Origin of the sequence: Kocuria sp. LHG3120 (genome assembly GCF_049897445.1) — a bacterium.
Lineage (GTDB): Bacteria > Actinomycetota > Actinomycetes > Actinomycetales > Micrococcaceae > Kocuria > Kocuria rosea.
Genome location: NZ_JAFCWG010000010.1, coordinates 63,029 through 81,366, shown reverse-complemented (window position 1 = coordinate 81,366; position 18,338 = coordinate 63,029). Strand labels below are relative to the sequence as shown.

The window sequence follows — 18,338 nt, the reverse complement described above, 5'->3', positions numbered from 1 at the left end:
ACGCAAAGCCCACTTATTAAAGGACCCCGATCGCCATGCCTCCCCCCACCACGAGCCCTGGACCTGACACCGACACCGTCGAGGACCCCGCACCGACCCCCCAGGCCAAGGCTCGGCGGCCGCGGCTGAGCCGGGAGGTCGTGCTCACCGCGGCCCTGGCCCTGGTGGACGCCGAGGGCCTGGAGGCGCTGAGCATGCGCCGGCTGGGTGCCGAGCTGGGCCGGGATCCGATGGGCTTGTACCGGTATGCGAAGAACCGGGCGGACCTGCTGGACGGGATCACCGAGGTGGTGCTGGACCAGCTGGTCATCCCCACCGACGGGGGTCACTGGCAGGAGCAGCTCCGCGCCACCGCCCACGACTTCCGCCGCCTGGCCCTGGCCCATCCGCACGTGGTGCCACTGCTGGTGACCCGGCCGCTGTCCACCCCGCTGGGACTGCGCCCCCTGGGCACCCTGCGCCCACTGGAGAACATCCTGGCCCTGCTCATCGACGCCGGCTTCGCCCCCTGTGATGCCCTGCACGTCTACCGGGCCTACTACGGGTACCTCTACGGGCACATCCTCAACGAGCTCCAGGAGATCGTCGTGGACGCGGAGGAGAACGAGGACCTGCTGCGCCTGGGCCTGCACCGCCTGCCCGCCCGCTCCTTCCCCCGGCTGCGCGCCATGGCGTCGTTGCTGGCCGACTACGACGGGGCCGACGAACTCGACCAGGGCATCACCATCCTGCTGGGCGGACTGGCCGCCCAGCTCCACCCCGCACCGTCCACACCGAGCACCCCGACCGCGGCATCCCAGCGCACCGTCGGGGCTCTTGCAGATGGCCGGACAGACCCCGACCAGCTCGAGGCCTCACCTACTGATGCTTGACCCCCTTGATCCCTGACCTGCTCGACCCGTTGCATCCAGGAGTTCTCATGACCACCATCGCCTCAGAGCAGACCGGCAACAATGATTTCCGAGCTCAGCCCGTGCCCGGTGCCGCACTGCCCGCGCCGAGCATGACCCAGGCGCCCCTGCGGACACCGGGCAGCCGCCTGGGCCCTCAGGAGGACTTCCCGGAAGATCTCACCGGGCTGGGCATGGCGGAGCTGCAGGTGCTGCACTCGAGGATCACCCGCCAGCTCGACCACGACTACCTCACCGACCCCGCCGGGCCCCATCCGGTCACCATGGACCGGGGCTTCGAGCTGGCCGCTGAGCTGGACGCCCGCGACACCGCATGAGACCACATGACCCCGCTCGAACCCTCACCGACAGGCACACCATGAACACCATCCCCGCCGCAGACCCCACCGACACCACGGGTCCCACCGTCCGCCGGTTCGACGCCATCTGCGTGATCTTCAATCCACACAGCACCGGGGACGCCCCCGAACTGGCCGCGAAGCTGCGCGACCAGCTGCAGGAAGATTTGCCCTACCGCCCGGAGATCCGGATGCTACCCACGGAGCACGCCGGGCACGCCGTGGACCTGGCGAAGGAGGCGGCCGGCACCCCGAACGCCCTGGTGGTTTCGGTCAGCGGGGACGGGGGCTACAACGAGGTCGTCAACGGCGTCATGTCCGCCGGAACCACCGACGTCGTGTGCGCGGTGCTCCCGGCCGGCAACGCCAACGACCACCACCGCACCACCGCCCGCCAGCCCTTGGCCGAAGCCGTCGCCGAAGGCCACGTGCGAGAGATGGATCTGCTGCACCTGTCCACCGGGAACCACCCGGGCGCGCAAGCCCTCTACGCCCACTCCTACATCGGTTTCGGGCTGACCCCCGTGGTGGCGATCGACATGGAGAAGGGCAACAAAGGGGCCTTCAAGGAGATGGTCTCGGTGGTGCGGACCTTCGCCCAGTTCCGGCCCTTCCGCATCGAACACACCGACGGCACCCGGGCCAAGATCGACAGCCTCGTCTTCGCCAACATCCCTCAGATGGCCAAGCACGCCATCCTCAGCGAAGCCGAGGACCGCCCGGCCGACGGGCGCTTCGAGGTCATCCTCTTCCCGCACACCGCCAAGTGGCGAATCCTGCTCAAGGCCGCCCGCGCGGCCACCACCGGGCTGGGCGATCAGCCCAGTGTGGCCCGCTACGAGTTCACCGCCCTGAAGCCGATGCCCTACCAGCTCGACGGGGAGGTCCGCTCCGTCCCGGCGAACACCACGGTGCGCGTCGAGTCCGCCCCCTCCCTCGGCCCTCACCGTGATCGGCTGAGCGGCAGCCAACCACTGCTCCGGTGCCCCGGCCGGCTCGAGAACCAAGTCTCCGAGCCCAGTCGCCAGCGACACGGACGCAACAATCCAGTCCTACGCACCCGCCGAAAAGGGACCCCTACTGCAACATCGCCCTCGGGACGATTGGCCGGTAGCGCGCCATATGTAAAGCGAGTGGTGGCGGTGAGCCACCTGCCCTTGCTCCCCACGGTGGTTGGTGCGCCGTGTGCGTAGAGTATGGGCATGATCTTCAACCGTCTGGCGTGGTGGTGGCTGCGATAGCAGCCGGTTGAAGCACGACCACGGGCTGCACAGCAGCCCGTGCCCCACCGTCACGGCCTTGCGTGCAGCTCCTTGTCTGACAGGAGCACGCACATGGACTCGTTCGCCGTCGCCGAGCAGCGCTCAGCCGAACTGACCCGCACCATCGACCAGGCCCCGGAGAACTTCCGGGTGCTCACCGGGGAACGCCCCACCGGGGCTCTGCACCTGGGCCACTACTTCGGCAGCATCGTCGAACGCCTCCGGCTGCAGCAGGCCGGGGTGGAGACATTCTTGGTGCTGGCCGATTACCAGGTCATCACCGACCGGGACACCACCGCCCGCGTGCAGGAGAACGTGCACAGTGCGGTGCTGGACTACCTGGCCGCCGGGCTGGACCCGGAGCGCACCACGATCTTCACCCACTCGGCGATTCCGGCGCTGAACCAGCTGCTGCTGCCCTTCCTGAGTCTGGTCACCGAGGCCGAGCTGCACCGCAATCCCACGGTCAAGGCCGAGGCCGCCGCCTCCGGCCGGGCGTTGAGCGGGCTGCTGCTGACCTATCCGGTGCACCAGGCCGCTGACATCCTTTTCTGCAAGGGCAATCTCGTGCCCGTGGGCAAGGACAATCTGCCCCACGTGGAAATCACCCGGGTCATCGCCCGGCGCTTCAACGACCGCTACGGGACGGTCTTTCCCGTGCCCGAGGCCCTGCTCACCGCCGCCCCGGAAGTACCGGGGCTGGACGGGCGGAAGATGTCCAAGAGCTACGGCAACACCATCGCCCTGTCGATGACCGCCGAGGAGACCGCGGCGGTGATCCGGCGTACCGTCACCGACGCCGAGCGTCGGATCACCTTCGACCCGGCAACCCGCCCCGGGGTCTCCGCGCTGCTGTCCACCGCGGCCCTGTGCCGGGGCACCACCCCGGCACAGGTCGCCGAGGAGATCGGCGACGCCGGGGCCGGGCGCCTGAAGCAGCTCACTACCGAGGCCGTCAACGACTTCCTCACCGGCCACCGGCGACGCCGTCAGGAACTGGCCCGGGACCCGCACCTGGTGCGCGACGTCCTGGGCCGCGGCAATGCACGGGCCCATGAGATCGCCGAGGCCACCCTTACCGAAGTCCGCGAGGCCATGGGCACCATCTACTGACCTTCCCTGTCCATCCAGTCCTGCCACCGGGCCGGGATGTGAAGCCGGCGCACGATGTGCGGAACACGGGAGGAGCGGCCGACACGCACAGCACGGGCTGGGTGGAGAGGAACACGGCAATTCTCTATAGCGTGGAAAGACCTACCCCAGGAGGTTCCTCATGATGGACGTCGCCGGCTTCGGAGCGTTCCTCGGATTGTTCATCTGGTTGCTCATGGTCGCCATCACCTTGTGGCTGCTGTATTGGGTGGTGCGCAAGGGCGTCACCGCCGGCATCAAGGACTACGTGCACAAGCACGGCGACCGCACCGGCAGTTTGCGGCCATAGACGAAGCCCCATCGCGACGCCGCATTCCCGCGACGGCTCCGGGCACCGGGGGAAAGGATCGGCGCCCATGGGCGGGGTCAGCTGGGGCGTCGCCGCTGCATCTCCAGGGCGTGCCAGGGTTGGCCGCCCACCTCGGTGCTGCGCACCCGCCCAGTCTCCTGGAACCCCAGGCTCTCGTACACGCGCCGGGCGGAGACATTGTGCGCGTAGACACCGAGCTTCATGACCGGCAGCCCCGTGACCTCGAAGCCCGTGCGCACCGCTGTGCCAATCAGTTCCCGCCCCAGACCGCGCCCTCGAGCGTCCGGGTCGAGGAGGATGCACCCGAGCCGCATCATGTGTGCGTCGACATCGACGAGCAACGAGGCGTGACCGACTGGAGCCCCGGAGGCGGGATCCACCCCGGTCCAATACCGGCGCTGATCATGCTGCAGATAAGTCTCCAGCTGCCCCCGATCCAGAGGCCATCTGAAGGTCCGCCCGGACCAGAGCACCATGTCGGCCTCGGAGGGCACCCAACTCAGGAAGACGTCCAAATCGGCTGAGCTGGTCTCTCGCAGGCGCATGCCCCAATGCTAGGGACGCCCCACCGGCGACCGGCGCTGCCGCTGACCAGGCCGCAGGTTCGAAGACGAACCTCTCCTGAACAGCCACAGGACAGATTGCTACGTACTTGGTTACATCCTCGTGGGCGCGGAAACGCCGAGGAGGTCAAGGCCGTTGGCCAGGACCTGCTGGGTGGCGTTGTTCAGCCACAGGCGCGAGCGGTGCACGTCCTGGATCAGTGCGTCGCCCTGGGGAGCGATGCGGCAGGCGTCATACCAACGGTGGTAAGTGCCGGCGATGACCTCGAGGTGGCGGGCGACGCGGTGTGGTTCCCGGAAGGTCGCCGACTGGGCGACCACCCCGGGGAACTGCCCGAGCGCGGCCAGCAGGTCACTCTCGGTGGGATGGTCCAGCGACCCCGCGTCGAAGCTGCCGGTGTCCACGCCGGCCGACTCCGCGTTGCGGGCCACGGCGTGGGTCCTGGCATGGGCGTACTGGACGTAGAACACCGGGTTCTCGTTGGTGTTCTTCTGCAGCAGCTGCGGATCGATGGACATCGCCGAGTCCGCCGAGGATCGACCCAGCGAGTACCGCAGCGCATCCTTGCCGAGCCACTGCAACAGGTCCCGCAGCTCGATGATGTTCCCGGCCCGCTTCGACAGCCGGGCTCCGTTCACGGACACCATCTGGCCGATGAGCACCTGGATGTTGTGCTCCATGTCGTCCCCGGCGCAGGCGGCAATGGCCTGCAGCCGGCCGATGTAGCCGTGGTGGTCGGCGCCGAGCAGATAGATCTTCTCGTCGAACCCGCGGTCCTTCTTCGACAGGTAGTACGCAGCATCGGCGGCGAAGTACGTGGGCTCACCGTTGGCCCGAATGAGGACACGGTCCTTGTCGTCGCCGAAGTCGGTGGTGCGCAGCCAGACGGCACCATCGAGGTCGAAGACGTGTCCCTGCTCCCGCAGGCGGTCCACCGCCTGCCCCACCGCTCCGCCCTCGTGCAGGGCCGACTCGGAGAAGAACACGTCGAAGTGCACCCCGAACTCGGCCAAGGTCTCCTCGATGTCGGCCATCTGCGCCCGATAGGCCAGTTCCCGGACGATCGGCAGCGCCTCATCATCATCCATCTCCGCCACCTCCGGCCGGGCAGTCAGAGCCTGGCGGCCAAGATCGGCGATGTACTCCCCCGGATAACCACCTTCCGGGATCGGTCGGCCCTTGATGGTCGCCAGGACGGAGGCGGCGAAGGTGTTCATCTGCGTTCCGGCATCATTGATGTAGTACTCCGCCGTCACCGCCGCACCGCTGGCGCGCAGGACACGCGCGATGGAGTCGCCCAGTGCGGCCCAGCGGGTGTGGGCCAGATGCAAGGGCCCGGTGGGATTCGCCGAGACGAACTCCATGTTGATGGTGTGACCCGCCAGGGCGTCGTTCGTGCCGTAGGCGGACCCTGCCTCGACGATGGTGCGGGCGAGCTCGCCCGCCGCGCCGGCGTCCAGGGTGATGTTGAGGAAACCCGGGCCGGCCACGTCGACGCTCTTGACGCCGTCGATGCCGGCCAGCCGATCGCTGAGGATCCGGGCGAACTCGCGCGGATTCATCCCCGCCTTCTGGCCCAACTGCAGGGCAATGTTCGTGGCCCAGTCACCGTGCTCCCGGTTCCTCGGTCGCTCCACACGCACCTCCGCGGGGAGTTCGACGCTGAAGTCACCGGCCTCGACGGCGGCCTGCAAACAAGCAGAAATGGCGGCGGATAATTCCTCTGGAGTCACCCGTGAAGCATAACGCCGCGGTCTCGAGCGCCCTGATCTCCCTGACATGGTCGCTACCGGTGCGCGACGGCGCCATGCACCGCTTCGCGGACACCGACGCCACCTCCGGCGGGAACCCTCACCGTAACGCGGTGGGCGGAGTAGTCAGCCGAAGCTTCAGCAGTCCCTGATCTCATATCTGGTGCGGGCTCTATTAGCAGTGGGCGAGTCCCGTGTTCAGTAGGCTGGCGCCATGGACCTGGCGGCGATCCCTGATGACTTCAAAGGTTTGATCGCCCGGGCGCGGGCTGTCACCGTCGCGCGTCGGCTCTCCGAAACAGCGACCTGTGGGACGGTCGGTGCCGCGCTGGAGACGGCGACAGGAGAAGTGTTCGTAGGTGTCTGCGTGGACACCTCGTCGTCGGTCGGGTTCTGTGCTGAGCATGCCGCAGCGGCCGCCATGCTGACAGCGGGGCAGAGTCAGGTGGTTCGAATGGTTGCCGTCGACAGTCATGGCCACGTGCTGGCGCCGTGCGGACGGTGCCGCGAGTTCATCTCGCAATTGGCGGGGGCGAACCTCGACACTGAGGTACTCGTCGGGGGCCAGCACGTGGTGAGCTTGCGCGACTTGCTGCCGTACAGGTGGCTCAAGGACTGACGGGTCGCCTACCACCCTGGAACACCGGACAGGCCCGGCCTTAGGGAGTTTGGGGCGCCTCAACTCCCCTGATGTCACTTTTCCCAGCAAGGATGGACATTTGAGGGACATGGTTACTTTTCAGCGCGTGCGATGATCCAACCTTTTGTGCATCGCGGCAGGTCAAGGAGTCAGGAAAACCCGGGGCAGTACCCCCCGCCACAACGGGAGCTCGTACACCGTCACGCGTGGGGTGGACACCACTTCCCCCACGGAGGTGGCCATGACACTGGAAATGGCTCGACACGCGGCGGTGCGCCGACCAACCCACCCACCGCCGCCTCAAAGACCTAGGCTCACGGCACGCACTTCCATGGCATCCACTGACGCAGCACCCACGCACTACCGGTCTTGCCCCGGCTCGAGTCCCCGACGACAGGAGCACTTGATGCGCCGCACCACTGCCGCCCTGCTGGCCCTCGCCACCGTGGTGCTGACCGGTTGCGGGCCCACCGCCGACGACGTGAGTTCCATGGTGGCCGCTGGTTCGGCCAAGACCTACGACGACGCTCTGGCGCTGCGTGAGGACATCATCGCCGCAGGCCTCGAGTGCCCGGGCACGAACCAGCGTGTCGTCCCTGAGGAGGACGGAACCGCCTACCTCGAGTGCGACTACGACATCCCAGGGATGGCCGTGACCAGCACCGAAGAAGATCTGCAAGAGTTCCTGGAGCTCCGCGAGAATCCCGACCCTGACATGTTGCCGGTCCTGCACGGACCGAACTGGATGATCATCGCCCGCGACGAGGCAACCCTGCAGCAGCTGCACGATGAACTCGGCGGCACCATCCTCCCGGTCCCTTGAGCGGCCCCGGTATCCCGTGCGAGGCCCCGCTCAGGGCACCTGGGAACTGCTGCGCCTGCCACTGATCCGCACCCTGATCGGGATGGTGACCACGATCAGCGCGGTGACCTGGAACCGGCTCTCCTGCTGTGCGGGCGGAGCCAACATCGGCGCCGGCACGCTGGGGCTGCTGGGGTTGACCCTGCTGGCCGGCGGAGCCCTGTGGGGCATCCTCACCGTCATGGCCGGATACCTCAACCGGTAACCCCGACTCCCCACGCCTCTAGGGGTCCTACCAAAACGCACCGCACCACGACCCGGACCCACCACTCCGTCATGACCCACACCGGACATCCCGCAACCGCTGGATCTCCTCCGGACTGCCGTCGGAACTGGGGACAACATGAACATCGATCTTTTGCCTACTGCACGGTACTGTTGACGTATCACGACAGGTGGTCAGCCGGGGGGCTGAGCCGCTGGGCGTGGACCATGTCAGAGTGCTCCGCCGGGGGGCTCAGCAACTCGACATCGGTCGAACGGCCGCCGCCCTGGCGGCAGAAGACACAGAGACCGCGAGGTCTGTCGTCGGGGGGCGACTCTTCTGCCACCAGGTCGACGGCCCTCACACCACCCCGGTCTGGCGCCCAGCAAGGGCGCCCACTGGCCGCTCGGAGCACAGTCAACGTCCAGCGGCCCTTGGGGGTGCCCGTGGCCACGTGGACGCATCGGCGACGGTGTGGGTTTCCCGTCGGCACACCACGATTTCGTAGGAGTAATACATGGACGGAACACCGGGGGCCGGGGCGAACACCGGCCAGGACGCGACTCTGCTGACTCCCCGGGACCGTTCGGCCTTTTTTGTTGCTCTGCGCCCGGCCTTGGACGCTCTGGCTACTGAGGCCGGCACCGATGCCCGCCTCAGCCCGGACGCCCGCCGCGTGCTGCGCGCCGTAACTCGCACCCATCCGGCAGACACCCTGGCCCTGGCCAACCTCGCCGCCCGCGCCAGCACCCCCAAGATCCGGATCCCAACTGCCCTGCACGAGCTAGAGGTCTGCGGCTACCTGGCACGCCTGACCCACATCGCTCCTCATCTGAGAGCAGCGTTACCACCACTCACCTGACCGACGCCGCACACTCCCTCGAGCCCAGTCGAGCCACAAGAGCAACCCCCACTGCGCCGCCTGGAGCATGAGAAGTCGTGAGATGACTACCGCCGGTACCCGCGCGAGCCTGGCCGTCGCCGTCCCGGACGAGGCACCGCTCAGCACGGACACGTTGATCTGCGCGCTGCTGACCCTGGGGCAGCAGGTGCTGGAGGAGTACCGGCTCACCGATCAGGAGTTACCCGAGGTGGAGGTCACCGCGGTGGAACGCGTGGCGACCGTCCCAGCCACTGCGGCGGCCACCGAGTTCACCGTCGGGATCACCAACGACCTGACCGCGAAGCGTTCCACCTTCGTGCTGGACTCGGACTTCTTGCTGGGCAACGACGGCGGGGTGCTGCTGGCCGCCGCCACGCTGCTGGCCGGGGCCGAGTACCTACTCGACCCGGAACCGGCGGGCCCCTCCAACCACACCGGGCGCCAGCACCAGTCCGACTCCCCCAAACGCCGCCGCTCAGGCGGCCGGGGCCGCGGCCGCCGCTGATTCTGCCCCCTTACGCCGCTCCGAGATCGAAATCCCTACTGCCACCGGTGCTGCCGGGGCGTTGGCCTCCGACCGGCGCGTCCGTATCAGGACATGCTCCGCAGCGCCTCGCGCAGCACGGCGGCCCACTCCTCGGCGGCGTCCAGGTGAGCATCATGGGACCCACTGGACAGATCGACCCGTCGGGTGCCCGCACGGGCGGCGACGAAGGCGTCCTGCCGGGCGGGGGCGAACATCGACTCCGCGGCGAAGACGACCGTGGTCGGGGCTCTCACCGCAGCCCACTCGGCCCACCTTGGCACGTGCACCGCCTGCAGCACGGCCTCCATGACGGCCGGGTCGAACCGGGGCCGATAGCCTTGATCAGTGGGTTCCAGATCCGCCGCCCACGCCCGGGCCAGAGGGCTCGCCCCGAGAACATCGGCGGCCTCGGCCCGGGAGGCGAAGGGGACCGGCCAGGAGCGGAAGAACTTCCCCACCGCGGCTGCTTCGTGCGGGTCCCCGCCGTGCACATCGGCTTCCAGCAGCACCAGACCGGCCACCCGCTGCGGGTGGGCGGCGGCGGTGAGTACCGCGGTGTGCGCTCCCATGGACTGGCCCACCAGCACCACCGGCTCACCGGGTGCCACCACATCGGACACCGCGACGACGTCGCCGACGAAGGCCTGTCGCCCGGTGTCGGCCGGCACCCGGGTGCTGTGCCCGTGTCCGCGCTGGTCCACCAGCACGCACCGGTGCTCGGGCCACAGCGCCCGGGCCGAGGGCACGAGCTCCCCGGCGCTGCCGGCCAGCCCGTGCAGGAACACCACCACCGGGGCCGCACCGCCGGTGTCCAGATAACTGATCCGCGCCCCGGGCCGCTCCACCGTCGCGCGCGTAAGTTTCACTTTTTCGATTCTCCTCAGTAACCGTTGCAAAACGGAACTCCTACTGCAACATCGCTTTCATGGGATCCGCGCCCATGGAGGTCTCCGATAGAGTCGCCCCACAGTATGGCCGACCTGTCGGTAAGGAGTACTCACGGGTCTCGTCTGAGAGGGCGAGAGAAGGGCAGGAAGTAGACCCCGGAGTCTCGCCATACCCTCCGACTGCGCCCAGCGGAGGGAACCTTACTGCTTCACTCAGCAGGAGCGGTGAACGGATCCAAGGACAACTCCGGAACGGCCGGACCGGTGATGTAGGCCGCCAGGTACGTCCCGGTCTCCACGTCGTAGAGCACCTCGGCCGACTGGCCCGAGTCGAGGACCCCCTGGATCTGGGCCTGAGTTTGGGTGGTGGCCAGCTCGTTGAGCCTGTCCCGGGCCTGCTGATCGGCCGCCTTGGCCGTAGTAGATGTGCCGACAGAGCTCGTGGGGGCCAGTGCGGGGGTAGCCGAGGCGGCAGCAGGTGCTGCCAGGGCCAGGACAGCGCCGAGAGACAGTACGGGAAGGCGTGTGGTCTTCATGGGTCATCCGTTCTCAAGCGTCTGGATGTGGGGAGAGATCGGTCTGGAGCTCAGCTTATGGTCCCCACCAACCAGAACCCCGCCACCCAGGCGTTGCTCGACTTCCCCCAGCGCAGACGGAAGTCTCAACGCAACCCCTAATGCAATGTCCGAATGGTCTGTCCCTGGTAGTCCGGACGTCGAGGAAGGGTCAGCGATGCCCCTGGGAAGGATCTTGGGCGACCGAGGACAGCTCGCCGGCACAAACACCGTGCCGCCAGCGGCGAGCATAAAACACTTCTCCTAACCACCGGCACTCCACGTGCCACCCATGACGGCCTGGCCATTGGCCTCTTGCCCGGCTAACCCCTGCCAACTTCCCGGCGACTTGGCTCCACTCTGAATGCCGAGCACGTTGATGACCCGGTGGTTAATGGGCCTGTTGCTTTCGCGACGCCCCGGTAATGTGGCGTAGACCACGATGAAGTGAGCACGCAAGGACGCACTGAGCAGGAGGCGGCCACCCGGGGTAGCCCCAGAGGCTCGGTAGAGCAGAGGAGACGTCTCATGATGGGCACGAAGAGCTTCCACACAGCAGGCATGGCGCTCGGGGTCGTCCTGGCAGCCTCGGCCTGTGCCTCCACCAGTCACGGACTCGCTGTTCTCGACTCCGAGTCCTCCACCCAACCGGTGCCGGACGTCATCCAGACCCATGAGCAGTTCGCCGACGACTCCGCCCGCTACCTGGGCGAGATCGACAACTACTCCTACTTCGCGGCCAGGCAGGCCTCGGACGGCGATCAAGGCGTGTGCCTGATCCAGGTCGGTGCCACCTCCGACGACTGGCTCAGCGGATGCTCCACCATCCAAAGCGACATAGTCGTCGGGCTCTCCGGTGGAGTGCCCAAGCAGGAGGTCGCCCTCGTCAGCGACGATCCCTCGACCGACACCCTCGAAGAGAACGGCTGGGAACAGCAGGCCGAGAACCTCTGGCACCGCCCCAACTGATCACCACCAGCACCGACCGGGGGCCGACCCCGGGACCGTTGCCGTGGGCGATCTATGGCAGGCCCCCGCCACAGGGGAACCCCAGCTGCAACGCAGCTCGCGGCAAGCCGCTTGCGTCCGCAAACATGTGGCTAGTGCTGGAATGCCTCCACTGATAGACAGGAACAGATACAAAAGCAAGACCCATCAGCTGACAATGGACGACTAACCGTGAGGGAGCGTCGAAGCTTGATAGGTATGTCCTACTTCTACTTCGCCTCTGCCGTGCTCGTTCTGATCGGCGCTTTCGCTTTCTGGCTGACGGAATAAGACTTTTACATTGCAAAAAAGGTGGGCAAACTTCGGGAGCCGAGTCGCAGGCAACAAATGACTTTTCTAACAACTGGTGGCGGAGGCAGATCAGGCCTCCAAGGATCAGCCGGTCTAGGTGCTCTTGCTTTCGGCATAGCACCTGAATTCACAACATCTAACAACTTAAAAATCAGAATGCGAGAATTATATGAATGCAAAGCATTTTACATTATTAACGTTTGGCACATTTCTTCTAATTGCAATTGCAGCCTTGATCTTCGTTTTCGCCGGAACTGAATGGCAGGGTGACAACAATGAGTCTACATGGGTCCTGTCCGGAGGATTTTTAGTATACTTATTGGCATTTCTTACGTTTAATCGAGGTTGGGGCCCCACGGAATCAACAGTACATTACTTGCAGTCTTTTGACAGGAGTGCAACCACTGACGAAGTATTGGGTATATTCAAGAAATACTCACCTCTCCTTCTTCTGGGAGCAATACTATTATTAGTTACCGCGATAGCTTCAATTTTTATCTATTAGAAACAATGTATTCTGCCGTACTTGCTGCGGTGGCGCGGATGGATGCCCTCGACGCCTGCCACGCGCATCAGCCGAGCCACTTTCTTGCGATTCCACCGGTGCCCGCGGTGGCGTAGCTCCGCAGTGAGTCGGCGAGCACCGTAGACGCGGCACTGCTCGGCCCCGGTTGAACGGGCTGTTTGGGCATCGCCCGCGTCAGACCAGTCACTTGGCGAGGCGCCTTCGTCGCGTCCTCGGTGTCCGGAGTAGACCGTCTTCGAGACGCCCAGTACCCGTCACAGCCGACGGATCCCGTAGCGGTCTCCTGAAGCATCAATGATCTCCAACGGTTCCGCCAGGGAGCCGATCGACTGTCCTCAGACGATAACGGCCGCGGCTATTAAGTGGACCCCCTTCTCCACCTAGAGCTCCGTGACCTTTCGCCGCAACCGGGCCAGCTCGAGCCGCTCATCGCTGCTCAAGGCAGCTGGGCCGGCAGCACGACCCCGGCGGGCATTCGTCACCCAGTCCCCCAGCGTCTTATATCTGCTGACCAGTGCCCGGACGACGTCGCGCACCCCAATGTTGCCTTTCAACACCAGCACACCGGCCTGATCGCGGAACTTCGGTGGGTAATTGCTCACTCGATCCATCAGGGCCTCCTCCTCTGACTCCTGCCAAACCTGAAGGAGTCCGACGGATTGAAGTCACTTCAGATTTCAACCCGGTGGGTCTACGGCGTATCAGCTGCGGGTCTTCTAGTGTTTGGCTTGATTCAGTTTCCCCAGGCGAACGCACACGACTGGATCTTGATCGCTGGTGCGGCCCTAATACTGGCCGGACTCATCCTCTTGGCACGGAAGCTGCATTGGGATGGGCTAGTCACCGTATGGGGACTCAGGACTGGGGCGGCTTGGTACGTGGGGCTGCTGGGGTCCAACGACAGTTTTCCCCCTAGGGGCATGGATTACCGGCCTGGGCATGGCCCCACTGCTGTTCTTCCCGAACCCCAAAACCCATCGACGCAGTCGTAAAGCGATATCGACCATTCGATGGCACGTGAGCCCGACACTCAGGTAACCGGGATGACAGGCATTGCAAAAAAGCGCCCGACCATGGGAAGCATGGCTTAGTTTCGGCGCCTCGTGACGCACGGAAGAGGGACCCCTCCCGCTGTGGGCCTACATCACGATTTGGAGGCAGGAAACCGGGTGGGGTTGATGCCCGTATGCCCCGCCCGTAAGGGGGTGCCCGCTCAGGTACGGCATGCGCAACACTTGAGGGGTGAGTGGGAAGAGGATCGGCTACGCCCGGGTCTCCACCATCGAGCAGGACCTCACCGTCCAGCGTGAAGCCCTGCAACGCCTGGGCGTGGCCGAGGAACGGATCTACGTCGACCACGGCCTGACCGGGGCGCACCGGTCCCGCCCGGGACTGCGCGAGGCGATGGCCGCCTGCTGGCCCGGGGACACGCTGGTGGTCACCAAACTGGACCGCCTCGCCCGCTCCCTGCCCGATGCCCGCGACATCGCCGATGAGCTCACCGGCCGAGGAGTGACCCTCTCGCTCGGTGGCAGCGAGTACGACCCCACCGATCCGGTGGGGCGGTTGCTGTTCAATGTGCTGAGCATGGTGGCGGAGTTCGAATCCGACTTGATCCGGATGCGCACCCGCGAGGGCATGGCCATTGCTCGGGCCAAGGGCCGGCTGCGCGGGCGGCAGCCGAAGCTCTCCGTGCTGCAGCGCCGGCACCTGATGTCCCTGCACGAGAAGGGTGAGCACACCCAGGCGGAGCTGGCGGAGTTGTTCGGGGTGGCCCGCTCCACGGTGTACCGCACGATCCAGCGAGAGCTGGCCAAGCGCACCAGCTAAAGCATCACACCACCGTGGCGGGCAGCTCCCGAATCCGCCGATACAGCGTCGCTCGGGACATGCCGAGGTCGCGGGCGACCTGGGTGGCCGGCTCCCCGGACTCGATCAGCCGCAGGGCGTTGCGGATCTGGGAGTCGGTGAAGGTCTGGCGCCGCCCACCGAGGTCCTTGCCGGCGGCCCGGCGTTTGGCGACCGAGTCGGTGATCCGTTCCCGCTTGATCTCCAGCTCCATCTGCGCCAGGGCCGCCATGACGGTAAAGACCATCGAGCCCATCGGGGTCGCGGTGTCCACGTCTCCCCCGCCGAGGTTGAGTACCCGCAGCCCGGCACCTCGGCCCCGCAACGCCTCGGCGAAGGTCAGCATGTTCTGCGTCGACCGCCCCAGACGGTCCAGCGTCGTGATGACAAGCGTGTCACCCTCCTCGAGCGCAGCGACCGCCCGGTCGAACTGCGGGCGCGACGCACGAGATCCAGACACTCCACTGTCGACATAGATGTCATCGCGCCGCACGCCAGCCTGCAACAGGTCAGACACTTGGCGGTCTGCGTCCTGCTGGCGCGTCGAGACGCGCGCATACCCGATCAGCTTCCCCATGTCCATCCCATCTGTCTCGCAACTCACGTTGAGTATCCGATTCTAGGGGCATGGATAAAGCACAAGGATGCGAGACAGGCCGATCCGCGGAATCATGCGGGTGCAAATTTTTCCGACGAGACGTCTCGCATCCCTTGGCTTGGAGATCGGCTCTATGTCACCTCACTCAGTCTGTTTCCGTGGTTGTCAGCCCAGCGTCTACTCGGCACATCGCTCATCGGCGTCGCGGGTGGCGCTGGGCGGAAAGGACCTTGGGTAGGAGGCAGTCGGCCGGCCCGCGGAGCGTTGGGTGGGTCAGGCTCACACCGCGCATGGCGACTGCGCTGCGTTCATCGCCGGGGTCATCCGGGCCGGGCGTCAGCAGCGGGTGCCGGGTTTGTCCCATCCGCCCAGGACCACCGGTTCGGGGGCGGGTTCGAGATAGTCCAGATCGCCGGTCGAGATGAGAGCGCCGGGGGCGTGCCCGTCGGTCTCGCAATGCACCAGCACGACCATGCCCAGCTGGGCGGGTGCGTAGGGGGCGCACAGCACCGTCTCCCCGGCACGCAGATTCAGCCCCGGCCGATCCACGCGCATCCGGTAACGGCAGAGCTGGGAAACATCGACCCAGGGCATCGGTTCGAAGACCAGGCCGATGCCGATGCCCGGTGAGACCGGCGCGGGCCCGGTGCCCGGGAGGACGGGGGGTAGATCACAGACACTCATGGCAGCGGTCCTTCAGGTGGTCGAGTGCACCAGGGGCTCCAATGAGCCCCGGTGCCGGTGGGAGTTCTCGACGACGCTGTCCGCTTCCAGGCTAGAGACTTCCACCGGATCAGAGAAGCAGGCTGTCAAACCTGTCATCGGCTGTTCACCTGCCGCCGAGACAGCAGCACCCCGGAGCCCGGTGGATGAACAGCGGGGTGATGCCTCGCACCCCGCGTGGTTCGGGAGTTCCCCCACGTCACAATGATCAGTGTGCTTTCCTCGGTGTCCGTGGTGCGTCTACCGTGGATCATTGCCCTTGGGTTTCGTCTTCGTCCGCAGTGGGGTTCACCCCCTGGCCGCTTTCGCGACGTGATTCTTCACCAGCAATCAGAAAGCCGGCATGGACACTGCTGTTCCCGGGACACTCGCCGTTGAGCTGTACCCGCACTCCCCCACCCACTGGATCGCCACCTACTACCCCATGGTGGCCACCCCCGCCGGGCGCTGGGCCGATGTCACCTGGCCGTTGCACCAGCGCACCATGCCCCTCACCGGCAGCCACCCCACCTCGGCGCGGTGGCTGGAGGCGAGCAGCCCCGACCCGCACCACCCCTGCTACGACCGCCACCCCACCTGGCGGGCCGCCCTGGCCGCCGGTTACGCCACCGCCGGCCTCGTGCACGGCACCGAGGCCGCCGACACCACCGAGGCGCCCCTGTCGCCGGAAGAGGCCCGGCAGCTGCGTGCGGCTACGACCGTGGTCCCGGCCGGGCAGCTGTCGGAGTGGCTGCTCGATGACCTCCAGGACGTGGGCCGGTGAACCTGCCCCTGTCCCGGGTCACCCGGCCACTGGGCCCGGACGATTCCCGCCGCCGTGGCCACCTCGATATCGCAGCTGCTGATCGGGAGGACCCCGGGGTGGCACTGCCGTGATCGGGCCGCTGTACGAGGAGATGACCGCCGCCCAGGCTACTGAGGCCCTGGAGGAGTTCCTCGCCGAACGCAGCCCGTCCCTGACCCGCCTGCGGACCATCCTCACCGCCCACGCGGCCCCCCGCCGCCTGCTCGACGGCTCCCCGGCCTCCGTGGCCCCGGTGTGGGAGTGGATCTCCACCCGGGTCGCCGCCCACGGGGTGGCCCCGTACCCCCTGGAGGAGGACCCGACCCGCCCGGCCTGGCCCAGCTGGGCCCGGCACGGAATGCTCGTGGACCCGCACCCCCCGGCCGCCACACTGGCCCTGGTGGACGGGTTCACCTCCTACCTGGCCGTCGTCCTCACCACCGCGGTGCCCCAGGCGCGGTGGGAGGTCGGGGAGCACCGTCTGGAGCACTACCCCATGACCGGTTACCCCGTGCTGGTCGCCGACCACCACCAGATCTTCCTGCCGGCCATGCCGCTCTACAGCGCCTACCAGTCCGCCCACGGCCGCGACCCGATGAGCGGCACCGAGATGGCCGAGTACACCCGGCGCACGATCACCGCCCTGCGCGGACAAGGCCCGGTGGCCGCAATCACGGAGGAGCCGCTGCTCACGGTGGTGGCCGAGGTGGACTGCTTCGACGTCGGCCTGCGCGCCGACCTCCCCCAGGCACACCCCGGGTTGGTGGAGCGGCTGATCACCGAGCTCGCCGACCGTGACGGGGTCGCCTCGATCTACCGCTACGGGGCCGACGCCCTGGTGATCGACGCCCCGGACTGGAACGAGACCCGCCTGAAGCTATGGCTGACCCTGTGGCTGGAACGCAACCTCCACACCGGCCACTGACCGCCGACTACCCGCCGATGCCGCGACCGGATCAGTCCGCCGGGCCCTGCTCGGCTTCGGCGGCCGTGATCGGCTCTACTGTCACCGGCTCGGCCGGCCGGGGTGGGAGTTGGCGGTAGAGGGTGGTGCGGGTGATCCCGGTTTTCGCCACGATCTGCGCCATCGTGTGCCCGGACTCGCGCAGATGCACCGCATAGGCCAGCTTGTCCGCATCCACCACCGAAGGCCGCCCGATCCGCCGACCCTTCGCGGTGGCCACCGCCCTCGCGTGGGCGGCCCGCTCGAGGGTGTAGGTGCGTTCCATCTGCCCGAACAAAGCCAGCAACACGACCGCTAGCTGCGCCATCGGATCGTTCGGGTTCGTGGAGTCCACCTTGATCGGATCCGCCAGGTTCCGCACCCCCACCCCCCGCTCGGCCAGATCGTGGATCAGGTTCAAGGTGTCACGCACCGTGCGCCCCAGCCGGTCCAAGGTGTGCACCACGATCACATCCCCGTCCCGGGCGTAGGCCAGGGCCGCGGTCAGCCCGGGACGCTCCGTGGTGGCCCCGGACTTCTTGTCCACATAGATCCGCTCCGCCGCGATGCCGACCTGCCGCAGGGCATCGATCTGCCGATCGAGGTCCTGTTTCGCCGTCGAAACCCGCGCATAGCCCAATTCCATGGGCTCAGCGTACCGGAAGTCGATTCCGTACGGCCTAGACGGGACTATTTTATGAACCTAACTTCTGGTACTCGAATCGATATCCATAGTCCCCGAACGTGGATCCCAAGGCCGAGAGTCCCAGTA

The 18,338-nt window shown here is 66.6% G+C and carries 23 protein-coding genes; 14 read left to right on the top strand and 9 right to left on the bottom strand.

Annotated features, from left to right (window positions below):
- The first annotated feature begins 35 nt into the window (after positions 1–35).
- The 5 genes from ACP7CD_RS17030 (at position 36) to ACP7CD_RS17010 (ending at position 3,952) form a co-directional block, all read left to right on the top strand.
- The gene (locus ACP7CD_RS17030; protein WP_426120724.1) at positions 36–872 is read left to right on the top strand and encodes a TetR/AcrR family transcriptional regulator C-terminal domain-containing protein; all 837 of its coding nucleotides are present in this window, start codon (positions 36–38) and stop codon (positions 870–872) included.
- A gap of 47 nt (positions 873–919) precedes the next feature.
- Positions 920–1,228 carry a hypothetical protein gene (locus ACP7CD_RS17025; RefSeq protein ID WP_426120723.1) on the top strand — a complete coding sequence of 103 codons (309 nt, stop codon included), beginning with the start codon at positions 920–922 and terminating at the stop codon, positions 1,226–1,228.
- A 41-nt stretch (positions 1,229–1,269) separates the two neighbouring features.
- Positions 1,270–2,442, top strand: coding sequence for a diacylglycerol/lipid kinase family protein (locus ACP7CD_RS17020; RefSeq protein ID WP_426120722.1), 1,173 nt, complete (start codon positions 1,270–1,272; stop codon positions 2,440–2,442).
- Between the two features lie 141 nt (positions 2,443–2,583).
- Entirely contained in the window at positions 2,584–3,624 is a 1,041-nt protein-coding gene (trpS, locus tag ACP7CD_RS17015) for a tryptophan--tRNA ligase (protein WP_426120721.1), read from the top strand.
- Between the two features lie 160 nt (positions 3,625–3,784).
- Positions 3,785–3,952: a hypothetical protein gene (locus ACP7CD_RS17010; protein WP_426120720.1), complete on the top strand. Its 168-nt coding sequence runs from the start codon at positions 3,785–3,787 to the stop codon at positions 3,950–3,952.
- A gap of 77 nt (positions 3,953–4,029) precedes the next feature.
- Here the strand turns inward: ACP7CD_RS17010 and ACP7CD_RS17005 are convergent, their stop codons facing one another.
- Both ACP7CD_RS17005 and argS read right to left on the bottom strand, forming a co-directional pair.
- Positions 4,030–4,518, bottom strand: coding sequence for a GNAT family N-acetyltransferase (locus ACP7CD_RS17005; protein WP_426120719.1), 489 nt, complete (start codon positions 4,516–4,518; stop codon positions 4,030–4,032).
- 111 nt (positions 4,519–4,629) lie between these two features.
- Positions 4,630–6,270, bottom strand: coding sequence for an arginine--tRNA ligase (argS, locus tag ACP7CD_RS17000; protein WP_426120718.1), 1,641 nt, complete (start codon positions 6,268–6,270; stop codon positions 4,630–4,632).
- Between the two features lie 232 nt (positions 6,271–6,502).
- Here argS and ACP7CD_RS16995 point away from each other — a divergent pair, with 232 nt between their 5' ends.
- From ACP7CD_RS16995 to ACP7CD_RS16975, 5 genes are all read left to right on the top strand, one after another.
- Entirely contained in the window at positions 6,503–6,907 is a 405-nt protein-coding gene (locus ACP7CD_RS16995) for a cytidine deaminase family protein (RefSeq protein ID WP_426120717.1), read from the top strand.
- Positions 6,908–7,334: 427 nt separating this feature from the next.
- The gene (locus ACP7CD_RS16990; protein ID WP_426120716.1) at positions 7,335–7,751 is read left to right on the top strand and encodes a hypothetical protein; all 417 of its coding nucleotides are present in this window, start codon (positions 7,335–7,337) and stop codon (positions 7,749–7,751) included.
- A gap of 16 nt (positions 7,752–7,767) precedes the next feature.
- Positions 7,768–7,995, top strand: a complete 228-nt coding sequence (locus tag ACP7CD_RS16985) for a hypothetical protein (RefSeq protein WP_426120715.1) — start codon at positions 7,768–7,770, stop codon at positions 7,993–7,995.
- Between the two features lie 517 nt (positions 7,996–8,512).
- Positions 8,513–8,857: a hypothetical protein gene (locus tag ACP7CD_RS16980; protein WP_426120714.1), complete on the top strand. Its 345-nt coding sequence runs from the start codon at positions 8,513–8,515 to the stop codon at positions 8,855–8,857.
- A gap of 82 nt (positions 8,858–8,939) precedes the next feature.
- A complete protein-coding gene (locus ACP7CD_RS16975) occupies positions 8,940–9,383 on the top strand; it encodes a hypothetical protein (RefSeq protein ID WP_426120713.1) in 444 nt (147 codons plus the stop codon).
- Between the two features lie 86 nt (positions 9,384–9,469).
- On the opposite strand, the gene ACP7CD_RS16970 is transcribed toward ACP7CD_RS16975, so the two are convergent.
- Together ACP7CD_RS16970 and ACP7CD_RS16965 are read right to left on the bottom strand one after the other, a co-directional pair.
- On the bottom strand, positions 9,470–10,270 hold the full coding sequence (locus ACP7CD_RS16970; protein ID WP_426120712.1) for an alpha/beta fold hydrolase: 801 nt from the start codon (positions 10,268–10,270) through the stop codon (positions 9,470–9,472).
- Between the two features lie 230 nt (positions 10,271–10,500).
- Positions 10,501–10,827: a hypothetical protein gene (locus tag ACP7CD_RS16965; RefSeq protein ID WP_426120711.1), complete on the bottom strand. Its 327-nt coding sequence runs from the start codon at positions 10,825–10,827 to the stop codon at positions 10,501–10,503.
- A gap of 546 nt (positions 10,828–11,373) precedes the next feature.
- On the opposite strand from ACP7CD_RS16965, the gene ACP7CD_RS16960 reads away from it, so the two are divergent.
- A complete protein-coding gene (locus ACP7CD_RS16960) occupies positions 11,374–11,814 on the top strand; it encodes a hypothetical protein (RefSeq protein WP_426120710.1) in 441 nt (146 codons plus the stop codon).
- Positions 11,815–12,645: 831 nt separating this feature from the next.
- On the opposite strand, the gene ACP7CD_RS16955 is transcribed toward ACP7CD_RS16960, so the two are convergent.
- Both ACP7CD_RS16955 and ACP7CD_RS16950 read right to left on the bottom strand, forming a co-directional pair.
- Complete coding sequence (locus tag ACP7CD_RS16955; RefSeq protein WP_426120766.1) at positions 12,646–12,918, bottom strand: IS3 family transposase; 273 nt, start codon at positions 12,916–12,918, stop codon at positions 12,646–12,648.
- Positions 12,919–13,050: 132 nt separating this feature from the next.
- On the bottom strand, positions 13,051–13,281 hold the full coding sequence (locus ACP7CD_RS16950) for a hypothetical protein (RefSeq protein WP_426120709.1): 231 nt from the start codon (positions 13,279–13,281) through the stop codon (positions 13,051–13,053).
- A gap of 631 nt (positions 13,282–13,912) precedes the next feature.
- Between ACP7CD_RS16950 and ACP7CD_RS16945 the strand changes: the two genes are divergently transcribed.
- On the top strand, positions 13,913–14,500 hold the full coding sequence (locus tag ACP7CD_RS16945; protein ID WP_424348318.1) for a recombinase family protein: 588 nt from the start codon (positions 13,913–13,915) through the stop codon (positions 14,498–14,500).
- 4 nt (positions 14,501–14,504) lie between these two features.
- On the opposite strand, the gene ACP7CD_RS16940 is transcribed toward ACP7CD_RS16945, so the two are convergent.
- On the bottom strand, positions 14,505–15,095 hold the full coding sequence (locus ACP7CD_RS16940) for a recombinase family protein (protein ID WP_426120708.1): 591 nt from the start codon (positions 15,093–15,095) through the stop codon (positions 14,505–14,507).
- A 357-nt stretch (positions 15,096–15,452) separates the two neighbouring features.
- Positions 15,453–15,800: a hypothetical protein gene (locus ACP7CD_RS16935; protein WP_426120706.1), complete on the bottom strand. Its 348-nt coding sequence runs from the start codon at positions 15,798–15,800 to the stop codon at positions 15,453–15,455.
- Positions 15,801–16,182: 382 nt separating this feature from the next.
- On the opposite strand from ACP7CD_RS16935, the gene ACP7CD_RS16930 reads away from it, so the two are divergent.
- A complete protein-coding gene (locus tag ACP7CD_RS16930) occupies positions 16,183–16,602 on the top strand; it encodes a hypothetical protein (RefSeq protein WP_426120705.1) in 420 nt (139 codons plus the stop codon).
- A gap of 109 nt (positions 16,603–16,711) precedes the next feature.
- Positions 16,712–17,548 (top strand): hypothetical protein, encoded by an 837-nt coding sequence (locus tag ACP7CD_RS16925; protein WP_426120704.1) that lies wholly within the window; start codon positions 16,712–16,714, stop codon positions 17,546–17,548.
- A 31-nt stretch (positions 17,549–17,579) separates the two neighbouring features.
- Here ACP7CD_RS16925 and ACP7CD_RS16920 read toward each other — a convergent pair whose 3' ends face one another.
- Complete coding sequence (locus ACP7CD_RS16920) at positions 17,580–18,212, bottom strand: recombinase family protein (RefSeq protein ID WP_426120703.1); 633 nt, start codon at positions 18,210–18,212, stop codon at positions 17,580–17,582.
- Positions 18,213–18,338 lie beyond the last annotated feature (126 nt).